Annotated in this window: 19 protein-coding genes; 12 read left to right on the forward strand and 7 right to left on the reverse strand. The window is 68.0% G+C overall.

The window, feature by feature from the left end; all coding sequences use genetic code 11:
* Positions 1–34: 34 nt before the first annotated feature.
* The 9 genes from ACO2Q1_RS12855 (at position 35) to lpxC (ending at position 11,443) form a co-directional block, all read left to right on the forward strand.
* Entirely contained in the window at positions 35–280 is a 246-nt protein-coding gene (locus tag ACO2Q1_RS12855; protein ID WP_423329869.1) for a type II toxin-antitoxin system VapB family antitoxin, read from the forward strand.
* On the forward strand, positions 280–675 hold the full coding sequence (locus ACO2Q1_RS12860) for a type II toxin-antitoxin system VapC family toxin (RefSeq protein WP_423329870.1): 396 nt from the start codon (positions 280–282) through the stop codon (positions 673–675). Before ACO2Q1_RS12855 ends, ACO2Q1_RS12860 begins: the two co-directional genes overlap by 1 nt.
* Positions 672–1,580 (forward strand): UDP-N-acetylmuramate dehydrogenase, encoded by a 909-nt coding sequence (gene murB / locus ACO2Q1_RS12865; protein WP_423329871.1) that lies wholly within the window; start codon positions 672–674, stop codon positions 1,578–1,580. The genes ACO2Q1_RS12860 and murB overlap by 4 nt, the downstream gene beginning before the upstream one ends.
* A 92-nt stretch (positions 1,581–1,672) precedes the next feature.
* Positions 1,673–2,611: a D-alanine--D-alanine ligase gene (locus ACO2Q1_RS12870; protein WP_423329872.1), complete on the forward strand. Its 939-nt coding sequence runs from the start codon at positions 1,673–1,675 to the stop codon at positions 2,609–2,611.
* Positions 2,599–3,501, forward strand: coding sequence for a cell division protein FtsQ/DivIB (locus ACO2Q1_RS12875; protein WP_423329873.1), 903 nt, complete (start codon positions 2,599–2,601; stop codon positions 3,499–3,501). The genes ACO2Q1_RS12870 and ACO2Q1_RS12875 overlap by 13 nt, the downstream gene beginning before the upstream one ends.
* Positions 3,502–3,515: 14 nt before the next feature.
* The gene (gene ftsA, locus ACO2Q1_RS12880; RefSeq protein ID WP_423329874.1) at positions 3,516–4,835 is read left to right on the forward strand and encodes a cell division protein FtsA; all 1,320 of its coding nucleotides are present in this window, start codon (positions 3,516–3,518) and stop codon (positions 4,833–4,835) included.
* Between the two features lie 354 nt (positions 4,836–5,189).
* Positions 5,190–8,480 (forward strand): TonB-dependent receptor domain-containing protein, encoded by a 3,291-nt coding sequence (locus tag ACO2Q1_RS12885; protein WP_423329875.1) that lies wholly within the window; start codon positions 5,190–5,192, stop codon positions 8,478–8,480.
* A 319-nt stretch (positions 8,481–8,799) separates the two neighbouring features.
* Complete coding sequence (gene ftsZ / locus ACO2Q1_RS12890) at positions 8,800–10,359, forward strand: cell division protein FtsZ (RefSeq protein WP_423329876.1); 1,560 nt, start codon at positions 8,800–8,802, stop codon at positions 10,357–10,359.
* Positions 10,360–10,543: 184 nt separating this feature from the next.
* Positions 10,544–11,443 carry a UDP-3-O-acyl-N-acetylglucosamine deacetylase gene (gene lpxC, locus ACO2Q1_RS12895; protein WP_423329877.1) on the forward strand — a complete coding sequence of 300 codons (900 nt, stop codon included), beginning with the start codon at positions 10,544–10,546 and terminating at the stop codon, positions 11,441–11,443.
* Here the strand turns inward: lpxC and ACO2Q1_RS12900 are convergent, their stop codons facing one another.
* The 5 genes from ACO2Q1_RS12900 to lgt all read right to left on the reverse strand — a co-directional run bounded on the left by ACO2Q1_RS12900 (position 11,444) and on the right by lgt (position 15,610).
* The gene (locus tag ACO2Q1_RS12900; protein ID WP_423329878.1) at positions 11,444–11,953 is read right to left on the reverse strand and encodes an SgcJ/EcaC family oxidoreductase; all 510 of its coding nucleotides are present in this window, start codon (positions 11,951–11,953) and stop codon (positions 11,444–11,446) included.
* A 69-nt stretch (positions 11,954–12,022) separates the two neighbouring features.
* The gene (locus tag ACO2Q1_RS12905) at positions 12,023–12,712 is read right to left on the reverse strand and encodes a helix-turn-helix domain-containing protein (RefSeq protein WP_423329879.1); all 690 of its coding nucleotides are present in this window, start codon (positions 12,710–12,712) and stop codon (positions 12,023–12,025) included.
* A gap of 117 nt (positions 12,713–12,829) precedes the next feature.
* The gene (gene pgeF / locus ACO2Q1_RS12910; RefSeq protein WP_423329880.1) at positions 12,830–13,603 is read right to left on the reverse strand and encodes a peptidoglycan editing factor PgeF; all 774 of its coding nucleotides are present in this window, start codon (positions 13,601–13,603) and stop codon (positions 12,830–12,832) included.
* Positions 13,600–14,703, reverse strand: coding sequence for a class I SAM-dependent methyltransferase (locus ACO2Q1_RS12915; RefSeq protein ID WP_423329881.1), 1,104 nt, complete (start codon positions 14,701–14,703; stop codon positions 13,600–13,602). Before ACO2Q1_RS12915 ends, pgeF begins: the two co-directional genes overlap by 4 nt.
* A gap of 1 nt (position 14,704) precedes the next feature.
* Positions 14,705–15,610 carry a prolipoprotein diacylglyceryl transferase gene (gene lgt / locus ACO2Q1_RS12920; RefSeq protein WP_423329882.1) on the reverse strand — a complete coding sequence of 302 codons (906 nt, stop codon included), beginning with the start codon at positions 15,608–15,610 and terminating at the stop codon, positions 14,705–14,707.
* A gap of 199 nt (positions 15,611–15,809) precedes the next feature.
* Here lgt and ACO2Q1_RS12925 point away from each other — a divergent pair, with 199 nt between their 5' ends.
* Positions 15,810–16,100 (forward strand): accessory factor UbiK family protein, encoded by a 291-nt coding sequence (locus ACO2Q1_RS12925; protein WP_423329883.1) that lies wholly within the window; start codon positions 15,810–15,812, stop codon positions 16,098–16,100.
* A gap of 95 nt (positions 16,101–16,195) precedes the next feature.
* On the forward strand, positions 16,196–16,699 hold the full coding sequence (locus ACO2Q1_RS12930) for a YbjN domain-containing protein (protein WP_423329884.1): 504 nt from the start codon (positions 16,196–16,198) through the stop codon (positions 16,697–16,699).
* Positions 16,700–16,712: 13 nt separating this feature from the next.
* Here ACO2Q1_RS12930 and ACO2Q1_RS12935 read toward each other — a convergent pair whose 3' ends face one another.
* Positions 16,713–17,408 carry an MgtC/SapB family protein gene (locus ACO2Q1_RS12935; RefSeq protein WP_423329885.1) on the reverse strand — a complete coding sequence of 232 codons (696 nt, stop codon included), beginning with the start codon at positions 17,406–17,408 and terminating at the stop codon, positions 16,713–16,715.
* Positions 17,409–17,464: 56 nt separating this feature from the next.
* On the opposite strand from ACO2Q1_RS12935, the gene ACO2Q1_RS12940 reads away from it, so the two are divergent.
* Entirely contained in the window at positions 17,465–18,265 is an 801-nt protein-coding gene (locus tag ACO2Q1_RS12940) for a pyrroline-5-carboxylate reductase family protein (RefSeq protein ID WP_423329886.1), read from the forward strand.
* Between the two features lie 16 nt (positions 18,266–18,281).
* Here the strand turns inward: ACO2Q1_RS12940 and ACO2Q1_RS12945 are convergent, their stop codons facing one another.
* Positions 18,282–18,824, reverse strand: a complete 543-nt coding sequence (locus tag ACO2Q1_RS12945) for a hypothetical protein (protein WP_423329887.1) — start codon at positions 18,822–18,824, stop codon at positions 18,282–18,284.
* Positions 18,825–18,843: the final 19 nt, after the last annotated feature.

Raw genomic sequence — 18,843 nt, forward strand, 5'->3', positions numbered from 1 at the left:
CTTTACTGTGTCGGTATATCCCTGCGAGGGCGTGATGCCTCTGTACGTAAAAGACCCTGAAGTCGACCGGATGGCCGAACAACTGAGCCGCCTCAATGGGGTCAGCAAGACCGAGGCGGTTCGGCGCGCGCTTCGTCGTGAACTGGATCAGGTCGAGACGCCGTCAGAATTTGTCGAACGCGGTCTCGCCTTCACCCGCGCCTTGATCGCGCGGGGAAATCCGGCGGAAGCCAGACCGGTGGACAAGGCATGGATCGACAGCCTCTATGAGGACGACTGATGTTCCTGGACGCTTCGGCGCTCACGGCGATGCTGAGCGACGAAAACGACGCGCACTCCCTTTACGCGCGCATGGAAGTCTATCCGCATAGAACCACTTCGCCGATGGCGGTGTGGGAAACCGTCTGCGCCGTGGCGCGTCGGCTGGGGTTGGACGTCCTCGAAACCGAGGCCGCCGTCGAGACTTTCCTCAAGGCTTTCAGTATAGAAGTTCAAGCCATCCCACCGGAAATCCGCCACGACGCCATCGCCGCCCACGCGCGCTTCGGCAAGGGGCTCCACCCGGCCGCGCTCAACTTCGGCGACTGTTTCGCCTATGCCTGTGCGCGTCACGCCAACGCGCCCCTGCTCTACAAGGGCGAAGACTTCGCCCAAACCGATATCGAAGCCGCATGACCCACACCGAACTTCCCCACGTCCGCGGCAAGCTGCTGCGGGATGAGCCTCTGGCGCCCTTCACCTGGTTTCGCGTGGGCGGGTACGCCGAGGTGCTGTTCATTCCGGCCGACCCCGATGATCTGGCCGACTTCCTGAAGGCGCTGGACCCCTCCGTCCCCGTGACGGTGCTGGGTGTCGGCTCCAACGTCATCGTGCGCGACGGCGGGGTCGAGGGCGTGGTCATTCGACTTGCGGGTCGGGCCTGGGGGCAAGTGACGACCGACGGCGTCACGGTCACGGCCGGAGCGGGCGCGCTGGACAGCATGGTGGCGCGGGCGGCGGCCAGGGCGGGCATCGCCGGGCTGGAGTTCTATGCGGGCATTCCGGGCGCCGTCGGCGGCGCCCTGACCATGAATGCGGGCTGCTACGGCTCCGAGACCAGGGATGTGCTGGTTTCGGCGTGGGGCCTGAACCGGCGAGGCGAGAGGGTCGACTACGCCCTGTCCGACTTCGGCTACACCTACCGTCATTCCGAGGCGCCGGCGGACATCATCTGGGTCGAGGCGATCTATCGCGGCACGCCCGACGATCCGGCGGCCGTGCAGGCGCGGATGGACGAGATCACCAGCCGTCGCGAAACCACCCAGCCGATCCGCGAGAAGACCGGGGGGTCGACCTTCAAGAATCCGCCTGGCCATTCGTCGTGGAAGCTGGTCGATGAGGCCGGCTGGCGCGGCAGGCTGCACGCGGTGACCGGGGGCGGGGCGATGTTCAGCGAGCTGCATTCCAACTTCATGATCAATCCGGGCGAGGCCACGGCCGCCGACATCGAGGGGCTGGGCGAGGCGGTGCGCGCCGACGTCCTGAAGAAGACCGGCGTTCAGCTGGACTGGGAGATCAAGCGGATCGGGCGCCCGGCCTGACCCAAATTATCCCTCGCGGGACGGGCGAAGGTTGACGGCCTGTTAAGCATGGGCACCGCATCTCGAAGCCGTCGTCTCTCTTCGAGATCCCCATGTCCCGCGCGCCCTCAGAAACCCATGTCGCCGTCCTGATGGGCGGACTGTCCTCGGAGCGGGAGGTTTCCCTCAGCTCCGGAAAGGGCTGCGCCGAGGCGCTGGAGACGGCCGGGTTCAGGGTCACGCGCGTGGACGCCGGCCGCGACCTGGCCCAGGTGCTGGCGGGACTGAAGCCGGACGTCGTCTTCAACGCCCTGCACGGCGACTGGGGCGAGGACGGCTGCGTCCAGGGCGTGCTGGAGACCCTGGCCATCCCCTACACCCACTCGGGCGTCCTGGCCTCGGCCCTGGCGATGGACAAGGACAAGTCCAAGGCGGTGCTGAAGGCCGCGGGCCTGAAGGTGCCGGGCGGCGGCCTGTTCGACCGGCATGAGGTCGCGCGCCGCCACGTCATCGACCCGCCCTATGTGGTCAAGCCGAACGCCGAGGGGTCTTCGGTCGGGGTCTATCTGGTGCGCGAGGGGTCGAACGATTTCGCGACGGAGGTGGGGGCCGACGGCTGGACCTATGGCGATCTGGTGATGGTCGAGCCCTTCATACCCGGCAAGGAGCTTGCCGTGACCGTGCTGGGCGAGGCGTCGGGTCCGCGCGCCCTGACGGTGACCGACATCACGCCGGTGAAGGGCTTCTATGACTATGAGGCCAAATATGCGCCGGGCGGTTCGGTGCATGTGCTGCCGGCCGTCCTGCCGCCCGAGGTGTTCGAGGCCGCGCTGCGCCAGGCCGAGGCGGCGCATGTCGCCATGGGTTGCCGAGGGGTTTCCAGGACCGACTTCCGTTATGACGATGTTAAGGACGATCTGGTTCTGCTGGAGGTCAACACCCAGCCCGGCATGACCCCGACCTCGCTCGTTCCCGAGCAGGCCGCCTATGTCGGTCTGAGTTATCCGGAACTGGTTCGTTGGATGGTGGAGGACGCCACATGCCCGCGGTAGTTCGCGGCGGTCGGCGACAGTCGACGCCGGCCCCTCGCGCGCCCGCGCGCGGCGGCAAGGGCCAGGGCGGCCGAGCGCAGGGCGGCGGACGCCAGGGCGGACGCGGCGGCTCGGCCGGCGGCGTTCCGGGCAAGTTCGCCGCGCTGGGCAAGATGGATCTGTCGCCCCGGGGGGTGGTCATCTGCATGATCGCCGGCCTGGGCGTGCTCGGGGTGGTGCTGGCCACCGGCGCGCGGGCGGAGCGCATCGGCGCCTCGATCAGCGGCGGCATGGGCGCGATGGCCGGGGGCATGGGTCTGACCCTGAAGCGGGTGCACATTACCGGCGCCTCGCCCGAGGCGACGCCCGCGATCCGCGCCGCCATGGACCTTTACGCCGGTCAGCCGATCACCAGCCTGGACCTGAACGCTCTTCAGGCTCAGGTCTCCGGGGTCAGCTGGGTCAAGGAGGCCCGCGTCGTCCGCCTGTTGCCCGACACCCTGATCGTCGAGGTGACCGAGCATGATCGCCTTGCCGTCTGGCAGGTGGGCGGACAGGCGCACGTCATCGACAGCCAGGGCCAGATCATCGAGGGCGCTGATCCCGGTCGCTATCCCAAACTGCCGCTGATCGTCGGCAAGGGCGCCGCCGAGGCCGCCGCCGCCATCCTGCCGCTTCTGGCGCAGCGTCCTTCCCTGATGGGGCGCGTGGACGCCCTGGTGCGGGTGGATGAGCGCCGCTGGGATCTGCGGCTCAGGGACGGCAGCCTGATCCAGCTGCCGGCCGTCGCTCAGGAATCGGCCCTGATCCGGCTGGACGCCCTGGACCAGCGCGAGCGGCTGCTGGACCTGGGTTTTGCGCGCGTCGATCTGCGCGCCGTCGACACCATCGCCGTCCGCCCGGCCGGCTGAACGAGGACTGTGGCATGCTGCGCAAGGGCGATATTCCGGCCGATCCGAACCGCGTGGCGCGGGCGCCGGTGGCTGCGGCCCTGGACCTCGGCCAGTCCAAGGTCGCCTGCTTCATCATGAAGCCCGAGGGCGTGCGCCACGCCGACCGGACGATCCGGGTCGCCGGCGCCGGCCATGTGCAGTCCCAGGGCGTGCGCGGCGGCTCAATCATCAACATGGACGAGGCCGCCCAGGTCATCGGCCGTGCCGTGGAGCGGGCCGAACGCTCGGCCGGCAGCCCGGTCTCCGGGGTCATCGTCACGACGGCCATCGGCCAGATGAAGAGCCATCGGGTGCAGGCCTCGGTGTCGCTGGGCGCCAATCCGATCGGCGACGCCGACCTGGCCCGCGCCATCGGCATGGCGCTTGCCCAGTTGCGGGCGCCGGATCGCCGTCCGATCCATGTCCTGCCCATTTCCTGGTCCGTGGACGGCGCGCGCGGCGTGCGCGACCCGCGCGCCATGCGGGGCCGGTCGCTGGGTCTGGACCTGTTGATCGTCTCCATGAGCGAGGGGGCGTTCACGGCCCTCAGCCATTGCCTCGAGCTGGCCCATCTGGATCTCCAGGGCGTGGCCGCAGCGCCCGTCGTGTCGTCCCTGGCGGCGCTGGAAGACGACGAGATGGAGCTGGGCTGCCTCTGCATCGAAATGGGCGGCGGCGTCACCAGCGCGGCCGTGTGGAGCGACGGCTCCCTGGTCCACGTCGAATCCCTGTCCGTGGGCGGGGACCATGTCACCTCCGACATCGCGCGCGGGCTATCGACGTCCAAGGTCGGGGCGGAGCGGCTGAAGACCCTGCACGGCTCGGCTATGGCCGGACCCAATGAGGACCGCGAGATGGTCGAGGCTCCGGCGCGGGGCGAGGATCCCTCGGCCAATCCGGTCGTGGTGCCGCGCGCCATGCTCAAGACCGTCATCGCGCCGCGCGTGGAAGAGACGCTTGAGCTGTTGCGCGACCGGCTGAAGGCGTCGGGCGCGCCGCTTAACCCCGGCGCCGGCGTCGTGCTGACCGGCGGGGCCAGCCAGCTGAACGGCGTGCGCGAGCTGGCCCAGCGGGTGTTCGACCGCCCTGTGCGTCTGGGCCGGCCCCAGCGCGCGCCCCACCTCGCCGAGGCCGCCGCAGGCCCGGCCTTCTGCGCTCCGGCCGGCGTCCTGCTGCGCGCCGCCTATGGCCCGCGCGAGGCGGTGTCGGCCCGCAAGCTGATGTCCCGACCGATCACGGCCGCTGACGCGCCGAAGGTCCACCGCGGCAATCTGGCGGCCCGCGCCGCCCTGTGGATCCGCGAGAACTTCTGACCTGACGCATTGCGGCGGCCCTGTGTCGCCGCGCCGTGCTTCCGCCCCGAAACCGCCTTGATTACCGGCGCGCCGCGGCCGGAAAGGCGGATTCTGGCTCCCGGGTTGGGCAAATGCGCCCATTTGTCGCTCTTCCGTCGGGCGCCTGTGACTTGGCGGTAACATAACCGTCGGGAAACGGCCCAAAACCGGCCGCAAAGGTTGCCGGTCGCGCACAATCCTCTAATCCGACATCCAAGAAGCGCCCCGACTCCCTTCGGAGCGTGTTCGCAGTTCAACGGTTGGGGCCACTCCACAATGCATCTGAAGCGCACCACTCTCCTCGGGACGACGGTACTCGCCGGCGTCCTCGCCATGACCTCGGCTCCGGCCTTCGCCCAGACGACCTCGTCGCAGGATGAAGACGCGACCCAGGTCGAAGAAATCGTCGTCACCGGTTCGCGTATCCGTCGTGACCCGACCAACGCTCCGACCCCGCTGATCCAGGTCCAGCGCCAGCAGCTGCTCGAAACCGGTCTGCCGACCGTGATCGACTACCTGGCCACCATCCCGGCCCTGTCGAACTCGCTGGTTCCGTCGGACACCACCGGCAACAACCTGAACGACGGCGGCCTGGAGTTCGCCAACCTGCGCTCGCTGGGTTCGGGCCGCACCCTGACCCTGGTTGACGGTCGCCGTCACGTCGGTTCGGCCGCGGGCAGCCTGGCTGTCGACGTCTCGACCATCCCGCGTCTGCTGCTGGAAAGCGTTGAAATCATCACCGGCGGCGCGTCGTCGGTTTACGGCGCCGACGCCGTCTCGGGCGTGGTCAACTACGTCCTGCGCAAGGACTTCGAAGGTCTCGAAGTCAACGCCAACTACGGCCAGCTGGTCGGCAACTCGGACCGCGTCACCCGCCGCGTCTCGGCCCTGGCCGGCATCAACCTGTTCGACGACCGTCTGAACCTGTACGCCCACGCCGAGTACGAAAAGGCCGACGAAGTCCTGCGTCAGGACCTGGAGTGGCTGGGCAACGGCTCGGTCATCCTGGGCGTCGACGCCGATCCGTCCAGCTCGGCCATCGGCCCGGCCGCCGACGGCACCTATGATACGGCGCTGTTCTTCAACGCTCGCCGTCTGGATCGTCCGCTCTGGGGTTCGACCACCCTGGCCAACATGCAGCGCCCCAGCGCGCTGAACAATCCGCACGTGCCGCTGGCGTCCTGCACCAGCTTCTCCACGGCCTCCGCCTGCTTCAACGTCGATCCGGCCTATACCTACTGGTATGACGGCACGGTCGGCCGCCTGGCCAACTTCGGCCAGCGCATCGGCAACACCGGCGCCAACCGTCCGTGGAACATCGGCGGCGACGGCGAGGACGCCAACAACACCACCTTCGACTACAAGACGGTGTTCCCGGAGCAGGAAGCCCAGCGTTATCAGGCCGGCCTGAACTTCCGCCTGACCGACAACATCAAGGCCAGCCTGGAAGCCAAGTTCACCACCGAAGACGCCTATGACCGCGGTCAGCACTCGTTCTTCGACATCCTGATCGTCGACGCCTCGCTGGGCGGCCTGAACACCGGCCTGACCCCGGGTTCGATCGGCGGCACCGGCAACTTCACGACCCGCACCGACAACGCCTTCCTGCCGGCGAACGTGGCGGCCGCGATCCGCGCCAACACGTTCACGTCTTACAATGCGCCTACGGCGGATGCCCCGGGCACTGTGCGCGGCACCGTTGCGGCCCCGATCGCCAACCACCGCGGTTTCGACGTCCTGCGCGACCAGCTGAACAACCGTGAGATCGAGCGCTATGTCGCCGCGATCGAAGGTTCGGCCGACCGCTTCCTGTTCATCGACTCGGTGAACTGGGGCCTGTCCTATGTGCGCGGCGAGATGAACAACGTGAACCGCGAAGCGGGCCACGACGTCATCCGCTTCCAGCACGCCATGGACGCCGTCGTCGACACCGCCGGCGTGGTCAATGGTCGTCCGGGCGAAGTCGTCTGCCGCGTCAAGCTGCTGGCGGCCCAGGGTCGTCCGATCGCCAACCAGAACCCGAACAGCCCCGACGCCTTCTATCCGAACCCGATGACGGATCCGGAAGTCGGAGGCTGCGTGCCGCTGAACGTGTTCGGCATGGGCAACCAGAGCGCCGAGGCGCTCGAGTATGTCAGCGCCAACATCCGCGTGTTCGAGAAGAACGAGCAGGAACAGGCCGTCGCCTACTTCGCCGGCAACCTGTGGGACTTCTGGGGCGCGGGCGCGATCGGCGTGTCGCTGGGCGCCGAATGGCGTCGTGAATACACCGAAGGCATCGGCCGCAGCTTCGAGACCGCCGGCCGCTACCTGCAGGCCAACACCGGCGCCGACTTCATCGGCGCGGGCTATGAGACCAACGAATACTTCGCCGAACTGTCGATCCCGCTGCTGCGCGACAGCTGGCTGGGCGAGTATGCGGAAATCTCGGGTTCGTATCGCGAGTTCGACTACACCACGGCCGGCAAGGGCGACGTCTACGGCGTCAACCTGATCTACCGTCCGATCCGCGACATCACGTTCAAGACGAGCTTCAACACCTCGTTCCGTGCGCCGAACCTGACCGAGAACTTCCGTCCGTATTCGCAGACGTTCGCCAACGGCTTCGTCGACCCCTGCGACGCGCGTGTCATCGCCAACTTCGCCGGCGAAGATGCGGCCACGGTCCGCGCCAACCGCATCGCCAACTGCTCGGCGCTCGCGGCGGCCAAGGGCGTGAACTACAACTTCTCGGATCAGTTCGCGGCCAACGCCTACCTGCCGACCTATTCGTCGGGTATCGCCGGCGTGACGGGCGGCAACCCGTTCCTGCTGCCGGAAACGTCGGAATCCTTCACCTTCTCGACGGTGTTCCAGCCGCGGTTCGTGCCGGATCTGACGATCATCCTCGACTACTATGAGATCCGCATCGACGACGTCATCAACTCGGTCTCGGCCCAGGTTGCGTCGAACCGCTGCGTCTCCGGTCCGGGCCTGGATGCGGCCGCCTGCGCGGTCATCTTCCGGAACAACCCGAACCAGTCGGCCGATCCGTACAATGACTTCAAGGTCGGCGCCCCGAGCGGTGATCCGATCGGTGGCTTCATCACCGGTTCGTTCAACTACGCCGCTCTGGAAACCCGCGGTCTGGACTTCTCGGTCCGCTACCGCTGGAACGACCTGACCCTGTTCGGCATGGAACTGGGCAGCCTGAGCTACGCGCTGCAGGGCCTGTGGCTGATCGATCAGAAGAACTTCTCGGACATCTCGAACCCGAACTTCTTCACCGACTCGACCACCGGCGTCTACTTCCCGCGTCTGGAAGGCACCTCGACCTTCAACTGGGTGCCGAACGAGACCTTCTCGTTCTCCTGGACCCTCGACTGGATGGCTTCGCAGGACCTGCGCAAGTATCGCGACGTCGTGGCGACCGGAAACCTGGACGTCGATCCGGTCGAGTGGTGGACCACGGGCAACTGGTACCGCAACGACTTCAGCATGCGCTACAACGTCAACGACAATGTGCGCGTCAACGTCGGTGTGACCAACGCCTTCGACGCCACGCCGCAGAACTACCTGGGCTTTGCTTCGACCTTCGACCCCTATGGTCGCCGGTTCAACATCGGCCTGAACTACCGTTACTAAGACACGGGTCTGGAGGACGCTTCGGCGTCCTCCTTTCCAGTCTGCGCAGACTTCAGGGGCGGCTCGCGAGGGCTGCCCCTTTCTGTGTCCGTGAGGCCCGGCGCCATGGGGGCGGCGTGGAGATGGCGTTCAGCGAACGTCCGCTCGCTGAAAAATCGACCTTTGCCGCAGGTTGTCCCTTGGGAGCGCGGCGACTCAAGCTATCGGGTAACGACGCGTTAACCTCTTGAGCGTTTCCTTAACGCGCTCATAACCAATGCGAATCAGCGGGGACGTTCGCATCGGTCAAAGGGGGCAAAGGGTCGGAAGGTCGAAACATATGTCACTCTCGCTGGTGCGTCCGCAAACCACGGAACTGAAGCCTCGGATCGTCGTCTTCGGCGTCGGCGGGGCGGGCGGCAACGCCGTCAACAACATGATCGATGCGGGTCTTGAGGGCGTCGAATTCGTCGTCGCCAACACCGACGCCCAGCATCTCAGCTTCGCCAAGACGGATCGCCGCATTCAGCTCGGCGAGACCATCACTCAGGGTCTGGGCGCCGGCGCCCATCCCGAGGTCGGCATGAACGCCGCCGAGGAATCGGCCGACGAGATCCACGCGCACCTGGAAGGCGCGCACATGGTCTTCATCACCGCCGGCATGGGCGGCGGCACCGGCACCGGCGCGGCGCCGATCATCGCCAAATGCGCGCGGGACCGGAACATCCTGACTGTCGGCGTGGTGACCAAGCCCTTCACCTTCGAGGGCCGCCACCGCATGCGTCTGGCCGATGCGGGCATCGCCGAGTTGCAGCGCTACGTCGACACCCTGATCGTCATTCCGAACCAGAACCTGTTCCGCGTCGCCAACGAACGGACGACCTTCGCCGACGCCTTCGGTATGGCGGACCAGGTGCTGCACTCGGGCGTGCGCTCGATCACCGACCTGATGATCCTGCCGGGCCTGATCAACCTCGACTTCGCCGACGTTCGCGCCGTCATGTCCGAGATGGGCAAGGCGATGATGGGCACGGGCGAGGCCTCGGGCGAGGACCGCGCTCTGCTGGCGGCCCAGAACGCCATCGCCAACCCGCTGCTGGACGAGACCTCTCTGAAGGGCGCCAAGGCGGTTCTGGTCAACATCACCGGCGGTCTGGACATGACCCTGCTGGAAGTCGACGAGGCGGCCAACGCCATCTCGGCCGAGGTGGACGCCGACGCCAACATCATCTTCGGCGCCGCCTTCGATCCTGCGCTGGAAGGCAAGATCCGCGTGTCGGTCGTGGCCACGGGCATGGACGAGTCCGCGGGCCTGCGCATCGAGCCGACCCTGGGCTCGACGCTCGAGACGCGCCGCCCGTCGACGCCGACCTATGGAACTCCGCGCGCTGAGCCCCGTGTCGAGCCCGCGCGGTCCGAGCCGATCCGCGCCGCCGAGCCCGTTCGTACGCCGGAACCCGCGCGTGCGGCCGCCACCCCGACCTACGCCGCCGCGCCGGTCGCACCTCCGGTCGAGCGCACGCCGGAGCCGGCGCCCGAGCCGATCATCCACGTCGCCGAAGAGCGCACGCTTCAGCCGATCGTCGATCCCTGGGTCGAGGAGTTCGAGCTCAGCGAAAGGCCTGCGGCGCGTGCGCCGGAGGTTCAGGCCGATCTGTACATGGATCGCGAGCCGCCGGCTGCGGATCAGGGCCACCACGACCGCGATCACCGTCGCAGCGGGTGGAGCCTGTTCGGCAAGAAGCGCCCGGCGTCCAACTATTCGGCCCCGGCCGTCGATCCGTCACCGGCCCGCGCCCAGCCCGAGATGCGCCAGACCTCCAGCGCGCGTCTCGCTCCGGAGCCGGAGGTGGAGGACGAACTCGAAATCCCCTCGTTTCTTAGGCGGCTCGCCAACTGATCGTCGCCGCAGGGACGACTGACAGGACGCCCCGGTTCGCCGGGGCGTCTTTCGTTTGGCCTGCATCGCGGCGTCATCGGATCGAAACAATCCGAAACCCGAGTTTCGTTTGCGCGAGACGGGTCGGGTCCTAACTTGCCATCGTCCGCCGCTCCCGCTGGCGACCCCGCAGCGAGTTCCGTCCTTGTTCCCACGCCACGATCATCGCGAGCAGACGATCATCGCACCGGCGATCTGCGCCGGCGTGGGCGTGCACACGGGCCAGCGCGTCCGCCTGGCCATCCGACCGGCTGCGGCGGGAACCGGCATTGTGTTCGTCCGCACCGACATCTCCGATCGCGACAACCGCATCCGTGTGTCGGGCGAAGCCGTGGTGGATGCGCGGCTGAACACCATGATCGAGAACGACGCCGGGGTGCGGCTGTCGACCATCGAGCACCTGATGGCGGCCTTCTGCGCCCTCGGCGTGTCGAACGCCGTGGTCGAGGTGGACGGGCCGGAACTGCCGATCCTGGACGGATCGGCCCTGCCGTTCGTGCAACTGCTCGACCGGGCCGGTTTCCGCCGTCAGCCCAATCCGATCCGCTACATCGAGATCCTGGAGCCGATCCGGGTGACGGACGGCGACAAACACGCGGCCCTGTTGCCGTGCGATCGCTATGAGATGCGGTTCGAGATCGACTTTGACGCCGCCGTGATCGGCAATCAGGTCATCGACTTCGTTGTCGACGAGGACACCTTCCGCAACGAGATCATGGCCGCCCGCACCTTCGGTTTCGCCCATGAGGTCCAGGCTTTGCGCCAGGCGGGCCTGGCCCGCGGCGGCAGCCTGGAGAACGCCGTGGTCATCGACCAGGGCGCCATCCTGAACCCCGGCGGCCTGCGCATGGAGCGCGAGTTCGTGCGGCACAAGGCGCTGGACGCCATCGGCGATCTCTACGTCCTCGGCGCGCCTTTGCTGGGCCGTTATGAAGGCTACAAGGCGGGACACGCGGTCAACAACCTGCTGGTCCGCGCCCTCTTGGCCGCCCCTCACGCCTGGCGCGAGGTCACGCGCACGCCCGAGCTGGCCCAGGCGGTCTGATCAGTCCCCGGTCCGTCGGACCGGATCATTGGCCGTCGCGACCTGATCGATCTGGACATTGGCGCCGTGCACCAGTCGCAGGCCCTGTGACGTCCGCTCGAACACCAGGGTCATGCGGTCGAGGGACGGCGGCACCACGTTCCCGCCCGGGGTCGTGAAACTGCCTACCGACCAGCGCAGCACCGCGACCAGGCCATCCTCTCCTATCGGCCGCACGCTCTCGATGTCTTGAAACGTGATCGGCGTGTTGCGGAACATGGCGCCCAGGAAGGCGTCATGCGCGGCGACGACCTCTCCACGGCCACGCCAGTGCATGCCGACGATATTGACCCATTCCACGTCGTCCCGGGACGATTCATACATGCGTCCGCCATCCTTTGCGGCCCAGGCGGCCTCATATTCGGCGGCGAACGCCCTGACGGCGGCGGTGTCCGCTGCGTTCTGGCCGATGGCGGGCGAGGCGGTCATGAGAAGAACTCCGATAGCGACGGCGGCCAGGGGGCGGATCATGGTCATGGCTCCTGTGTGGAGCCTTCGACTAACGGCCGAACATTCAGTCGGGCTTGTAAAAATCGGACATCAGACCAGCGTCAGGTCCCATTCTCCCGGCGCCGCCCCCATGAAATCATGGGCGTCCCGCGACAGATGCGCCTGGTCGAAATAGCCGAACCGATGCGCGAGCTCGGTCCAACTGGCGGCGGGCGAGGCCATTCGGGCGTTGATCAGGGCTTCGAAGCGCACAGTGCGGGCATAGAGCCTGGGCGTCACTCCGACCTGCTCACGAAACCGGCGCTGCAGCTGCCGCGGCGAAAGCCGGCTCCTGGCCGCGAGGTTGGCGACCGAAGCGTTCACCGCGCCTCGACGTATCGCGCGCGCCAGCCGGGCGGTGGCGTCCTCCGGCGGCGCAGAGGCCAGCCGGAGTCTCAGCCAGGCCTCGCAATGGCGGACGCGCGTTTCGAAATCCGGCGCGCGTCGGATCACGTCAACCAGAGCCTCCACGGCGGGCAGGCCCAGATCCCTGACCGGTGCTCCCGCGTCTGCGACCCCGCTCATGTTGAGACCGAACAACCTGTGAAAGCCGGCGGGCTGGAAGGCGATATGGAAGGTGTGGATGACGCCCCCGACGAGAAGGCGCGTGCTTTGGCGAGAGGCGACGCCGACCACGACGGCCTCCGGCGCGCGCGAAACGGCGCCCGCGTCCACACTGACCCGGTAGGGGTCTTCGAGATAGACCTCCAGGAACTGGGCGGGCCGGCCGGGCAGGGGCACGATGACTTCCGGGCCGTCGCTGCGCCCCTTGCGTTCCCGAAAGCCTCTCACCACAGATCGAAGGTGAAGCGACGCAGGCTGATTGCGCTGGACGATCATGACGCCTCCGTGAGGGCCTTATCCTAGCATGATCGCACTCATCAGCCGACCGAAGTCCGGCTCGCCGCGCTGGAAGGCGCGCCGGTTGGAATAGAAGCGACTCTCATCGGTGCAGGTGTCGTCGCCAGTCCAGGCCGTGTGTTCGATACCGCCCCGCTCCAGCCGCCACAGCACATAGGCGGGCAGGTCGAACATCCGGCGGTCCGGCGTCGCGCCGGGGGCGAAGAAGCGCGCTGCGGTCGCGTCCTCGGCCGTGAATCGGGCCTCGAAGTCGTCGCCGACCTCATAGCTGGACTGGGCGATGCAGGGGCCGACGACGGCGACCGTGCGTTCCGGGCGGGCGCCGAGGCCCTGCATGGCGGTGACGGCGCTTTCGATCACTCCGCCCAACGCCCCCTTCCAGCCTGCGTGAACGGCGGCGGCGACCCGGGCTTCGGCGTCGGCCAGCAGGATCGGCGCACAGTCGGCGGTCAGAACGGCGCACACCACGCCAGGGGTCGCGCTGGCGACCGCATCGCCTTCGGGCCGGGCGCCGTTCCAGGGTCCGTCCGCGACGTGGGTGACGGCCGAATGAACCTGATAGGCGTTGGCCAGGTCGTCGAGCCCGCGTCCGAACCAGGCGGCGATGCGGCGGCGGTTCTCGACCACGGCTTCTGCGTCATCCCGAGAGCCCAGCCCCGTGTTCAGTCCCTGATAGAGGCCGGTCGACACCCCTCCTTGCCGTGTGAAGAAGCCATGGCGGACGCCCGTCTCGGCCAGAAGAGGGTGGGTGATGGGCGACAGCTCGGTCATGCCTCGAATCCCGGAACGGAGAGGGTGCGGGGAGAAAACACGGCCGCGGCCTTGAACAGGGTTCCCATCTGCTCCGGGGCCGTCAACCGCTCGAGCTGACGCCGGATCGTGTCGGCGGACGCAGGCCGGGCGGCGGCCAGGCGCCCGGCGCGGGCCCCTATGCCGAGGGCGTTCAGGAACTCGCCCTGACCCCGGCATCCGGTGACGTCGGCGCCTGAGCGGACGGCCGCCTCCAGCACCATGGGGAAATCCGCCCACTGCGTCAGATCGGCCTCGCCCGGCGTCGCCAGGGGATCCACCTTCTGGTGCCGCTTCAGCGCCTGAAGGGTGTCGCCGGCCTCGGCTCGGTCGCGGCCATAGTCGATCAGCAGGGCGGCGCCCGAGGCCTCGGCGATCAGGCGGCCCAGATCGCGACCGAAGGCGGCCTGCTGCTCGGACACCTCCCAGGTCTGGCCGGCCTCGATCTCGAAATCGGGTGTTCCGACATCACCGGTTGCGGCGACCAGGCCGAACATCAGCTCGCTGTCCTCGGTCACGCCGACGCGCCGCTCGGCCCATCCGTCCCCGGTGCGGACGAACTGGCGCGCAGGCATGCAGTCCAGCACCTCATTGGCGATCAGGATGACCGGCGCGTCGGTCTCGATCGCCGCCAGGGACGACACCCAGCGGGGCGACAGGTCCGCCCCGGCCAGTCGTCGCGCCTGCATGTCACGCAAAGGCGCGCTGGGCTCGATCAGAACCAGATCGCACGCCTCCAGCAGGCCGGGCAGGGCGCGCTGGGCCTGGGCCATGGCCCGCAGCGCATCCTCCATCAGCGTCCCGTCGCCGGGACCGACCTCGATCAGGCGGAACCGCTCCGGCGCGCCCAGCCGGCTCCAGGTCTCGGCGACCCACAGACCCAGAAGTTCGCCGAACATCTGGCTGACGAGGGGGGCGGTGATGAAATCCCCGCCTTCGCCCAGCGCGGGGCGGGTGGCGTAGTAGCCCCCCTGGGGGTCATGCAGGCAACGCAGGACATAGTCGGCGATCGTCATCGGCCCCGTCAGGGCGATTTCGCGCGCCAGCCGGAGTTTCAGCGGCAGGGCCGGCGCAGTCGCCATCTCAGGCCGAGGCCGGCGGACGGCTCCACGCCCGCCAGATCAGCCAGGCGCCGATCAGGATCATCGGAATCGACAGGCCCATGCCCATGGTCAGGCCGAACGGCAGGTTCTCCATGCCCAGATCGGGCTGGCGCACCGTCTCCAGCGCGGCGCGCGACAGGCCGTAACCCACCAGAAACAGGCCGGTGACATAGCCGGGCTTGGCCAGCAGCTTCCAGGCCCAGACCGCCGCCGCCAGAAGGGCGAAAAGCAGCAGGCCTTCCAGCCCGGCCTCGTAGAGCTGACTGGGGTGGCGGGCGACGTCGCCCGGCCCCGCGATCAGGCCGCTGGTCAGCAGCACCTGGCAGGTCTCTGTCTCGTAGAGGCGTTTGGCCGTCTCGTTGCAGAAGTTGACGCCCCAGGGCGCGTCGGTCGGACGCCCCCAAAGCTCGCCGTTGATGAAGTTGGCTAGACGCCCGAAGAACAGGCCGATCGGCGCCGTCGCCAGGGCCATGTCGCCGACGCTGAGCGTGTTCAGCTTCTTGGCCTTCGTATAGAACACCACCGCCAGGGTCGTGCCGATCAGGCCGCCGTGGAAGGACATGCCGCCGGTCCACAGCTGGAACAGTTCCAGCCGCTCGCCCCAGCTGTCGCCGGTGAACAGCTGGCCGTACATCTCCGGCTTGTAGAACAGGGCGTAGCCGAATCGTCCGCCCAGGATGATGCCGACGGTGATCCACATGACCAGGTCATCGAGCTGAATCGGCGACAGTGGCGGCTTTCCGGGCGCCCAGAGGGCCGGCCGGCGGATCAGCCGCCCCGCATACCACCAGCCCAGGACGATGCCGGCGACATAGGCCATGGCGTACCAGCGGATCGCCAGTGGCCCGATCTGGAAGATGATCGGGTCGAATTCGGGAAAGATCACGCGCGGCGCTCCACTCGTCGGCCCATACGGGCGGCCCGGTTTCCGGGTCCGTCTGTGCCGTTTAGCAACTGCAAGGGTGTGACGCCATGCGCCTCGTCTTCGCATCCGAACCTGTGTAACCCTCCCCTGGAAAGGTTTCGTTCACCATATCGGGTGAGCTTTCCTTAACTCTCCCGGCGCGCCGGGATCGGAGACCGACATGCAGACCCGCAATCCCCTTCTGGACGAGTTCGCCAAGATCACCACCGGCGCCATGGGTCTGGCCCAGGCGGCGGGGGAGGAGGCCAAGGCCGCCTTCCGCGCCCAGGGCGACCGGTTCGTGGCCGAAATGGACCTGGTCCGCCGTGACGAATTCGATGCGCTGAAGGCCGAGATCGCCGCCCTGCGCGCCGAGATCGCCACGCTGAAAGGGGCCGCCAAACCGGCGGCGAAGAAGCCTGCGAAGGGAACGTCCACAGACGGAAATCCCGCTGCGGACGCAGGCGGTTGAGCCGAATCCCCGAACACGTTTACCAATCTCCCACGGTGGGGGATTCGCGACGCCGGTCAGTTCGGACCGCGTCGGCAATAATTGGGAACATCTGAATGGACGCCGCACGGCCAGAGGAAACGGACGTTCCCTTCGACCCGCTCGACGTGGTCGAACACGTGCTGAACGCCGAAAATCTGCCGTTCGACCGCACCGACGACGGCGACCTGGCCTTCGCCCTGGCGGGGGACTGGAAGGACTACGAGATGTGGTTCGCCTGGCGGCCCGAGGGCGACTGCCTGCAGCTGTGCTGCGCCCTGGACCTCCGCACGGCCAAGTCGCGCCGAAACGCCGCCTTCGAACTGGTGTCGCTGGTCAATCAGCGGACCTGGATCGGCCATTTCGAGGTCTGGCCCGAGGACGGCGAGATCGTCTTCCGTCACGCCCTGGCCCTGCCGCATGGCGAGCGCCCGACCCTGGCCCAGGCCGCCTCGATGATCGATGCGGCCGTCGAGACGGCGGACCGCTACTATCCGGCGTTCGACTTCATGGTGCGCGGCGCCAAACGTCCCCAGGACGCCATCGACGCCTGCCTGTTCGAGACCGTCGGCAACGCCTGATCAGCGTTCCTGATCAGCGTTCACGGGGCGTCAGGCGATAGGCGACGACGTCCGTCCGCGCGGCCAGGCCGTGCGACAGGGCTTTGAGCTCCAGGTCGCTGCGCGCCTTCAGCCGCCACGTGCGTCGCACGACGTCATCGGTCATCTCGAACGCCTGGGACAGGGAGCCGCGAACATCGTCGCCGTTCAGCAGGGCCTCCACGCCGCGCTCGGCTTCCGAGGCGTCCCGCCGCCAGGCCACCTCGACGTCCACCACCTGTAGCGCCGGCAGCCGTCGACTGACCAGGCGCAGACCGATCAGGATCAGCGCCGTCACGGCCGTGCCCAGGGCGCCGACGCCATACAGGCCCGCGCCGAACAGGATGCCGATCGCCGAGGTGATCCAGAGCGACGCGGCTGTCGTCAGGCCATGAATCGAAAATCCGGTGCGGAAAATCACGCCGGCGCACAGGAAGCCGATGCCCGTCAGCACGCCATGCGCCATCCGCGTCGGGTCGGTGACGATGTTTTCGTCCGGCAGGGCCTCGAACGCCCAGTCCGCCTGGGACATGGCCGCCAGCATCAGCAGGGTCGAGGCCAGGCACACCAGGATGTGGGTGCGGAAGCCCGCCGCCCGACCGCGCCACTCCCGCTCCAGTCCGATCACGCCGCCGGCGACGATTGAACCCAGAATGGGCAGGCCGACGGCTTCCAGAAGCTCCGTTTCCATCTCGCCGCAACGGCTGCGGATAGCCGATCGTTCCGGCAGGGTGTAGGAGCCGATCGATGCAGGATTTCGCCTCCGGACCCGTTCTGATCGTCGGCTGTGGTCGGCTGGGATCAGCCGTCGTTGAGGGCTGGCTGGATCACGGCCCCGTCGATCCTCGCCGGCTCATGATCGTCACTCCCTCGCCCAAGGCGGTGGCGGATCGCGCTGAAAGGGCGGGCGCAAGGATCAATCCGGGATCTGAACAGCTGGCGTCGGTTCAGGCGGTGGTGCTGGCCGTCAAACCCGCTGTGTGGCGAGCGGCGGTCGCCGACCTGCCGGGCGCTCTGGATTGGGACGCCGTCATCATCTCCCTGATGGCCGGGGTGCGGGCCGATGATATCCGTGAGGCGACAGGGCGATCCGTCGTCCGGCTGATGCCGACCACCGCTGTGGCCCAGGGCAGGGGCGTGGCCGCCGTCTGGTCTGAAGACAGGGGCGCTGTGGAAGCCGCCGCGCAGCTGTTCGGGCCCCTCGCCGACATCGTGTCCCTGGCGACAGAGGACCAGATCGACGTCGCCACCGCCGTCGCCGGTTCGGGACCCGCCTATATCCACGCCTTCGCTCGCGCCATGGCGGAGGCGGGCGTCGAGGCCGGCCTTTCGCCCGACGACGCCGTCCGGCTGGCGCGCGGCGCTGTCCGCTCGGCCGCCGCAGCGCCGATGGACGATGATCTGGAGAAATTGATCGCGCGAATCGCCTCTCCCGGCGGCACGACGCAGGCGGGCCTCAAGGCGGCCGAGGAGGCGGGGCTCGGCGCTGCCGCGAAGGCCGCCGTGTCGGCGGCCCTGCGACGGGCGCGCGAGCTGTCAGGTCAGTAAGGGGCGCCGGTCGAGATCAGCGGTTGGTCAGACGGCCCCGGCGCAGATTGGCGGCCAGGCCGTCGAAGGCCCGATCCGCGTCGCTCCAGGTCGTATAGCCGAACACATCGGCCAGGCTGGTCGAATAGCGTTCGTACCGGACCGGCAGGCGCTGGCCGTCCGACGTCACCACCTCGCCCTCGATGGTCGCTCCGCCTACGGACTTGGAGTGGAACATCGACAGGCCGGGGCGGTCGATCGTCTGCTGCATCGTCGGGCGGTTCGGCTTGAGGTCGGTCAGGACGAGGTTCACCCGCGCACCCGCCCAGCGGCCGTCGGTGTCGGCGTCGCGCGCCAGTTCACGCTCGATCACCTGGGCCAGGTCTTCGGCCTGCTGGCGCACGTCGCGCTCGCCCAATTCATCGAACGCCTTGGCCAGATCGCCGCCGATGCTGACGCTGACGTTCTGGGTCGACACCAGCGGCGCCCCGGAGGAGGCGGGCTGATCGGCTGCGGCGGCGCCCGCCAGCATCATCGCGGCGAGCGCCGGGGCGGCGAAAAGGGACGGCTTCATACGCATGACGGTCTCCACATCTGAA

The sequence above is a fragment of the Brevundimonas sp. VNH65 genome (assembly GCF_049445955.1).
Taxonomy (GTDB): Bacteria; Pseudomonadota; Alphaproteobacteria; order Caulobacterales; family Caulobacteraceae; genus Brevundimonas.

Coding starts and splice junctions, on each gene's coding strand:
- ACO2Q1_RS12885 (WP_423329875.1), top strand. CDS start 5,190: ATGACCTCGGCTCCGGCCTTCGCCCAGACGACCTCGTCGCAGGATGAA.
- ftsZ (WP_423329876.1), top strand. CDS start 8,800: ATGTCACTCTCGCTGGTGCGTCCGCAAACCACGGAACTGAAGCCTCGG.
- ACO2Q1_RS12940 (WP_423329886.1), top strand. CDS start 17,465: ATGCAGGATTTCGCCTCCGGACCCGTTCTGATCGTCGGCTGTGGTCGG.
- ACO2Q1_RS12860 (WP_423329870.1), top strand. CDS start 280: ATGTTCCTGGACGCTTCGGCGCTCACGGCGATGCTGAGCGACGAAAAC.
- ACO2Q1_RS12925 (WP_423329883.1), top strand. CDS start 15,810: ATGCAGACCCGCAATCCCCTTCTGGACGAGTTCGCCAAGATCACCACC.
- pgeF (WP_423329880.1), bottom strand. CDS start 13,603: ATGACCGAGCTGTCGCCCATCACCCACCCTCTTCTGGCCGAGACGGGC.
- ACO2Q1_RS12915 (WP_423329881.1), bottom strand. CDS start 14,703: ATGGCGACTGCGCCGGCCCTGCCGCTGAAACTCCGGCTGGCGCGCGAA.
- ACO2Q1_RS12875 (WP_423329873.1), top strand. CDS start 2,599: ATGCCCGCGGTAGTTCGCGGCGGTCGGCGACAGTCGACGCCGGCCCCT.
- ACO2Q1_RS12900 (WP_423329878.1), bottom strand. CDS start 11,953: ATGATCCGCCCCCTGGCCGCCGTCGCTATCGGAGTTCTTCTCATGACC.
- ftsA (WP_423329874.1), top strand. CDS start 3,516: ATGCTGCGCAAGGGCGATATTCCGGCCGATCCGAACCGCGTGGCGCGG.
- ACO2Q1_RS12945 (WP_423329887.1), bottom strand. CDS start 18,824: ATGCGTATGAAGCCGTCCCTTTTCGCCGCCCCGGCGCTCGCCGCGATG.
- murB (WP_423329871.1), top strand. CDS start 672: ATGACCCACACCGAACTTCCCCACGTCCGCGGCAAGCTGCTGCGGGAT.
- ACO2Q1_RS12935 (WP_423329885.1), bottom strand. CDS start 17,408: ATGGAAACGGAGCTTCTGGAAGCCGTCGGCCTGCCCATTCTGGGTTCA.
- ACO2Q1_RS12855 (WP_423329869.1), top strand. CDS start 35: ATGCCTCTGTACGTAAAAGACCCTGAAGTCGACCGGATGGCCGAACAA.
- ACO2Q1_RS12870 (WP_423329872.1), top strand. CDS start 1,673: ATGTCCCGCGCGCCCTCAGAAACCCATGTCGCCGTCCTGATGGGCGGA.
- ACO2Q1_RS12930 (WP_423329884.1), top strand. CDS start 16,196: ATGGACGCCGCACGGCCAGAGGAAACGGACGTTCCCTTCGACCCGCTC.